Below are 6,822 nucleotides of genomic sequence, written 5' to 3'. Positions count from 1 at the left end.
CGTCGCCGAACTCGTCCTCGAAGACGTCGACCTCGGTACCCGAGCGGATGCCGTCGACCAGCACCGTCTCGTGGGCCTCGAGGCGATTCTCGATCATCGGCAGCGATCGTTCGGCGATGGCCGCCGGGCCGTTTTCCTCGCGCAGCGCCTGCGCGACCGTGCCGTGATCCGTCGCGGGGTCGAGCCCGCGGTCGGCCGTCTCCTGGCGGACGACGTCGCCCATCGTGACCACCGGGATTCCGTCCTCGCGTGCGATGGTCGCGGCCTCGCCCTTGCCGCTTCCGGGGAGTCCGACCGTTCCGATGACGTGCATCGAGACTACGTACCGGCGAGACGTGCATAAACGCTGTGTTCATCGCTCGTCGAACGCGCAGATATCGATCCGCGACGCGTCGTTTGCAAGCGCCGCGCTGACGAGACCATCGTCGGCGGTCCCCTCCCCCTTGTCTCGTTGCAACGGTTTTCGGATCGGTCGTGTCCGGTCGCAGATCGGTTCAGCGCGTCCGTCAGGGCGGGTCCGGCGCGATCCGTCCTCGCTCGAGTCGGCGCGTTTTACGAGTACGTTATCATCGGTTGTCTCGTATCAAACCGCCGTAATCGAAAGTCGTACCTTTCTCAACCGTTCGAATTGGAAATAATTCGGTCGAACTCCGTCTGATCGCTGAAACGGAGATAGCCCGTTATGTGGCAGTCCGTTGCGGGGACTGGTGTCGACCCATGACAGATACGATCATCAGCAGGCGCCGGTTCGCGGCCGGACTCGGCGCTGGTATGGTTGCTGCAGTGGCAGGGTGTTCGGATAGCGGTGGATCCGACGAGGAGTCACCGAGCGACGAGTCGAGCGGATCGAGCGACGGGTCGGGCGACTCCGACGGTCTCGGCTCCGACGAAAACGGGAGTAACGAGTCCGACAGCGGGCTCGGTAACGAATCCAACGAGAGCGAACTGGGTAACGAGTCAAACGAGAGCGAACTGGGTAATGAGTCCGAAGATAGCGGTCTCGGAAACGAGTCCGACGATTCAGCGAGTGACACGGGCAACGAGTCGGACGGGACCGAGAACGACACCACCGAAAACGAGAGCGACGACGAGACGCAGGTCGAGTTCTGACGACGGACAGTGACGGCGATCACGCTGTTTCGGGATACCTTTTTCGGACGACTCGTCGTCTCTAGTAGCCACTGCAAGTCAATGCACACCTGATCGCACGACAGCTGTGCGATCAGCGTGTAAATAATTGCAGTGTTACTATAGTAGCTGCAGGTATCCCGCTCGAGGTCCGGGATCGAAGCGAGCAGCCGACTGTGGCCGGAAATCCCAACCGCTTATGCCGTTCCGTCGTTGATTCCGACTCGAGGGCACGTAGCTCAGTCCGGAAAGAGCGTCGGACTTCTAATCCGACGGTCGTGGGTTCAAATCCCATCGTGCCCGTGATTCTGCGACGAGCGGACGCGAGGACCAAATCACAGACAGAGATGGGATTTGAACTAGACGGCGGCGAGCGGAGCGAGCCGACGGCGTAGTTCATAATCCCATCGTGCCCGTACGAAAACTGTCGTTTTAGACCTTCTACTGAAATGTAGGAGAGAAACCCGCTACGGCTCAAAAACGCGGGATTCTCGAAACGATACTCGTTCTGAGAATCCGAACTTCGTTCAGCAGTTGAACATCACCCTCTGCCTGCCTGCGTTTTTCGTTGTCGGGCAGTCCGTGAGGTGGTCGGCGTGACGGTCGCGCCCTGGCCGTCAGTCGATAACTCGACCCGTCGCAACTGCGGAGCCCACATCACCGATCAGTTCCGCCGCGTCTTCGGTGACGATGACGATCGAGCCCATCGGTGTGGCGACTGTGATGCGTACGCTCGATGAAGCCGCGGCTCCGCCGCTGGTGTCGACGTGTCGATCCCAGACCCGGAAACGTCGCCCGGTCGTCACGGCGGTGAGGCCGATGTGTAGTGGGTTCGTTTCGGCGAACCGACTGTACGATGTCGAGAGTCAGACGCCCATAGCCCATCCCGCTCATCAAGCTACTGACGAGGAGGTTCAGCGCGCTCTCAAGAATCGAGCGGTTCGCGCCGACGGTGGAACTGACCGGTCCTCGGGCGGAGCTATTCAGTTGTCGGTGTCGTCTTCGGCCGATTCGCTGCCCTCCGTCATGTTTGACAGACGCGTAAATTCGGTTCCACCGCAAGAGCCACAACCATCTCGGCTTCCAATCGGCTTGAGACCGTTGTTCAGCAAGTCGACTGCTGCATATACTGCACCGCACTCTTCGCAAGCCGCTAAGACGCGCGACTCCTCATCTCTGTTTCCCATCTCCTGGAGATCCGAATTTATACGTAAAGAATACATTCTGAGTACGAGAGGAGTAACAGGGCTGCTTGTTACAACAGTAACAACAGAAGAGTAGACACTACAGACGGCTACTGGCCGCGAGGGCGGTGGTTCGCGATGAACCGCCTCGTCGAGTCAGACGAGTGCGAGCGCTGCGGTGACCGCATCGACGTGCTTCGTCGGTTGTGTCCCGGACTGTACGCGCGCAGTTCGCAATGCACGGGAGGGGCCGCTATGAGTTCTCGAGCGTCGGAATTCGAGCGTTCGACGGCCAGCGGTGACGCGCTCGAGGCCGAGATCGTCCAGGTCGTCGACGCGCTCGAGTACGTGAGCGATCACACCGCCACCTGGCACGACGCGCAGACGACGGCCGTCCTCGAGGCGAGTCAGTCGCTTCCGTTCTACGGGATTGTTCTCGTCGAGCCGGATGTTCCGCTCGAGCGACCGTGTCGATCATCCGGTCGCCGGGCGACAGCGACCGCACGAGACGACTCGATCGGTGAGACTCTCGAGAGTGACGAGTGACCGGAGATGCATACTTCCGGATGGGTATATATTTGACTATTAATCTGTTCCGGTACACTAATGTCGGCCACTAACGTTATATAGAACGTCGGCAGGGCCAACCGGTGGCATCACAGGGGATACGGGGGACGCACCGATCATCGCGACGCACGCACGACGATCGTCATCCTCGCTGCCGACACGTGTACACCCTTTCGACCCTTGATACCTGCCCGATAGCCCTCGCTGTCGCCCGCGCTCGGTTGCCGCCGTCACTTCTGCTGCTGGTGCCCGCTCGCTTGCCGCCGCTCGAGCCCGTAATCTCCGCTCTCACCTGTACCGGGTTTCCCGTTCAGGCCCACGATACAACCCGCTGGATCACCTTCCGACGGTATGGACGACACCGACCTCGAGCCGGTCGCGTTCACCGGCCCGGACGCGCCGCCCGAACCGGTCACGTTCGCCGAACAGGCGCGCCGACGTGCCGACACCGAACGCGAGGCCGTCGAGTGGGCCGTCGCCGAACTCGAGTCGCTGATCGACGCCCGGGACGTCGACCTCGAGCCGCTGCTCGAGTACGCGCGTCGCAGTCGGGAGAGCATGCCCGACCGACACGTGCGGTCCTACGAGGCGATGGCCGAAACGCTCGACGTCGATCCCGATAGCTACGAGGTCTACGCCTTCGCGTACAGCGACCTCTGTGACGAACTGGCCGCCGAGCCGGCCGACGATCCCTCGCGCGGCTGTACGAACGCGCTCGTGTCGCCGTCGCGGACCGGACGAGACGGCTCACTCGTGCTCAAGAACCGCGACATCGCCGGTCGGGGTGCCCGCCCCAAATCGGTCGTCGAACAGCCGGCGATCGACGGCTACCACGGCTTTCTGACCGTCGACACCTGCGGGACGGTCATGCTCTACAAGGGCGTGAACGATCGGGGGCTGGTCGCCGCGAACACCTACATCGACGCGAACCGGGACGATATCGAGCCCGAGGCGCAGTTCCGGAACGGCACCGTCGTCCGGCGCGTGCTCGAGGAGTGTGTCACCGTCGGGGCGGCCCGGGAACTCCTCGAGTCGATCCCGACGCGGCAGCTGATGGCCCAGACGCTGTTTCTGGCGGACGGAACCGATGCCGTCTTGCTCGAGGTGAACCCGCTCGAAGAGCGGATTGCGGTCGCCGACGACGGGGCCGTCGCCCGGACGAATCACTTCGTGCTGTCGCGCTCGGAGTCGACCGAGAGTTCTCGCTGCCGCCGGCAGCGAGCGACGGCGCTGCTCGAGGCGGGAGGCGACGAAATCGACCGCGACTCTCTCTGGCGGATCGCGGCGGATCACGAGCACGGGCCGGGAAACGAGTCGATCTGCCGGCATCCCGAACCCGAGACGGACGACCACGCGTTCGGTCAGTTGACGACCGCGAGCGCGGCGGTGTTCGAGGGCGGCTCGCCGACGGTCGAGATCGTCATGGGAAACCCCTGCGAGACCGAGCCGGCGCGGTGTTCGTTCGGCGACGAGTTTTCGATGGCGCTTCGGACGGGTGCGCGGTGGCTCGAGCGCCTCCGAGCGGCCCACGGCGGATCGACGGCCCCCTGAACGGGATCCCGTCTCGCCGTCTCACGGTCCGCGTCGAGCCGTTCGATGCGATCGGTTCCGGTCCATCCGTTGCGCTCTCGATTCGAGGGCCGCGAGTTCCGATCGTCGGCCCCGAGCCCGTCCGTCGCCCGTCGGTGCGCCTCGGTCGCGAATATAGATCACATAGATCGACGTATTACTATTACGAAGATTCACGTAACAAAGACAGTCACAGTGCGCATGGTCTCGTTTCGAGCCACCGGTGAGAGCGGAATCAATCGTCGATCGTTCGTCTCGCTGCTCGGTACGACGACGGGTGCGCTCGCGTTGTCCCGATCATCCGACGCGCTCGCGACCGCCGACTCGGCGTCCGGCGACGGGCTCGAGTCCCTCTCGTTTTACTCGACGGCGTCACAGGTGAGCACGACGTATGCGCCGCTCACCGACGAGGAACACGTCGTCGCGTGGGCCTCCGAGAACGCGTACGTGACGAGCACGAACGACGGAACCGACGAAGCAGACGTCGTCTCCTACGAGGACGAGCGAATTCCGCTGATCACGCAAGACGGAACCGTGATGGGGATCGGCAGCGCCGGTTTCCTCAGCGACGATCGCGGCGGGTTCGACGCCGGAAACGAGGAGTTCGTGCTGAACGCCTGGGACGAACTGCTCGGGCCCGACGGGACGGTGCTGTGGGACGAGAGCCACGAGCAGTACTGGGACCTCTCGAGTCACGAGACCTTCCGGCGCTACGCCGAGGACAACGGCTACGAGCTGCGAGCGCTCACGGAGTTCGCGACCGACGGGACGACCCTCCAGTTCTATTCGACGGCGAGCCAGGTGTCGCCCGATGGCGACGCGCTCACCGAGGCGCACCTGGCTGCGGACGACGACCTCGAGGTCCTCGCGTGGGCGGAATCGACGGCGACGAACGGCGATCAGACCGGATCCGACGCCGTCGAGTACGGCGACGACGAGCGGATTCCGCTGATCACCCGCGACGATCGGGTGGTCGGGTTCGGTGCGCCGTTCGTCGAGGACGACAGCGATCACGACGAGAACCGTGCGTTCGTCCGGGGTGTCTGGGATGCGGTGATCGACGGCGAGACCGTCTACTGGGACGAGAGCCACAACCAGTACTACGATACCGGCCGGTTCGAGACGTTCATCGCCGACGCCGAAAGCGACGGATACACCGTCACCGCCGCTGATGACCTGCTGGCGGTTCTCGAGGGCGCGAGCGACGGTGCGGACGGGAGTACCGAGACCGACGCCGATGCGGTCGTGATCACGACGCCCGCAGCGGCGTTCACCGACGACGAACTTGGGGCCCTCGAGTCGTTCGTCGCGGACGCCGGAGCCGTGTTGCTCCACGATCAGGCCGATTACGGCGGCCACGACGAGACGGGGGCCCTCAACGAGGTCGCCGAGCGGCTCGATATCGGGTTCCGATTCAACGCGGATCAGGTCGACGACGACGCGTCGGGCTGGGACAGTCACGTGTTCACGACGACGGCATTCGACGAGGCGTCTCTCGCGGCGGAGTCGGGTTCGGTCGGGCTGGCGGACGCCGACGGGCTCGTGATCACGACGCCCCAGTGGGCGTTCGACGACTCGGAACTCGCGGCCCTCGAGTCGTTCGTCGCGGACGGCGGAGCCGTCTTCCTATTCGATCAGTCGGACTTCGGCGGGAACGATCGAACGGAGAACTTGAACGAGATCGCCGATCGACTCGATCTCGCCTTCCGCTTTAACGGCGGGCAGGTCGAAGACGAGGTCAGAAACGCCGGTCCCGTCTACGAGCCGGTCGCGACGGAGTTCTCGCCCGCGTTCGACTACTTCGAAGACCGAGACGGGATCGGGATCGAGTTCGACCGCGACGGTGAGTACTACGGCCGGATCACTCGCGTGTTCGACGGCGACACCGTCGAGGTCGAACTCGACACCGAGTACGGCTACCGCGAGACCGTCCGCAACGTCGGCGTCGACACTGCGGAGACGCCGCCGACGGAGACCAGCCCGAAGGAGTGGTTCGGCGTCCCCGACGACGCGACCGACCACCTCCACGACTGGGGCGACCGCGCGTCCGACTACATCCTCGAGCGGCTGGCACCCGACGGCGCGGCGGTCGACGACCCCGATCTCGAGGGCCGCCACGTCAAGCTCACCTTCGACGAGGCGGAGCCGATACGCGGAAACTACGGGCGACTGCTCGGCTACCTCCACTACGATCCCGACGACTTCACGGCCAGCTTCGACGCCGGTTCGTTCTCGGTGAACTACAACCGCCGGATCGTTGCTGACGGGTACGCCCGCGTCTATTCGTCGGGCTTTGCGGCCCACGACGAGTTCGCCGCGCTCGACGAGGTCGCCCTCGCGGCGGGTCGGGGCGTCTGGTCGGCCGCCGACGTCG

Annotated in this window: 4 protein-coding genes, 1 tRNA gene and 2 pseudogenes; 6 read left to right on the top strand and 1 reads right to left on the bottom strand. The window is 64.1% G+C overall.

What is annotated here, in order from left to right; translation table 11 throughout:
• Positions 1-313 (bottom strand): AAA family ATPase (locus tag PGX04_RS33250; protein ID WP_273742376.1); only part of this gene is annotated, 313 nt, incomplete at its 3' end.
• A 404-nt stretch (positions 314-717) separates the two neighbouring features.
• Between PGX04_RS33250 and PGX04_RS33245 the strand changes: the two genes are divergently transcribed.
• The 6 genes and pseudogenes from PGX04_RS33245 to PGX04_RS33220 form a co-directional block, all read left to right on the top strand.
• The gene (locus tag PGX04_RS33245; protein ID WP_273742375.1) at positions 718-1,110 is read left to right on the top strand and encodes a hypothetical protein; all 393 of its coding nucleotides are present in this window, start codon (positions 718-720) and stop codon (positions 1,108-1,110) included.
• A gap of 246 nt (positions 1,111-1,356) precedes the next feature.
• Positions 1,357-1,431 (top strand) — tRNA-Arg (locus PGX04_RS33240).
• A 284-nt stretch (positions 1,432-1,715) separates the two neighbouring features.
• Positions 1,716-1,955, top strand: a pseudogene (locus PGX04_RS33235) (DUF7563 family protein).
• Positions 1,956-2,567: 612 nt separating this feature from the next.
• Positions 2,568-2,807: pseudogene (locus tag PGX04_RS33230) on the top strand (hypothetical protein); the annotation flags it as partial.
• 423 nt (positions 2,808-3,230) lie between these two features.
• Positions 3,231-4,430, top strand: coding sequence for a C45 family autoproteolytic acyltransferase/hydrolase (locus PGX04_RS33225; protein ID WP_273742374.1), 1,200 nt, complete (start codon positions 3,231-3,233; stop codon positions 4,428-4,430).
• Positions 4,431-4,649: 219 nt separating this feature from the next.
• Positions 4,650-6,822, top strand: a 2,173-nt coding sequence (locus PGX04_RS33220) for a thermonuclease family protein (RefSeq protein WP_273742373.1), incomplete at its 3' end; no start/stop codon positions are given.

It is taken from the genome of Natrinema soli (assembly GCF_028618695.1).
The sequence above is the reverse complement of the archived record's forward strand: the minus strand, read 5'-3'. Positions and strand labels throughout refer to the sequence as shown.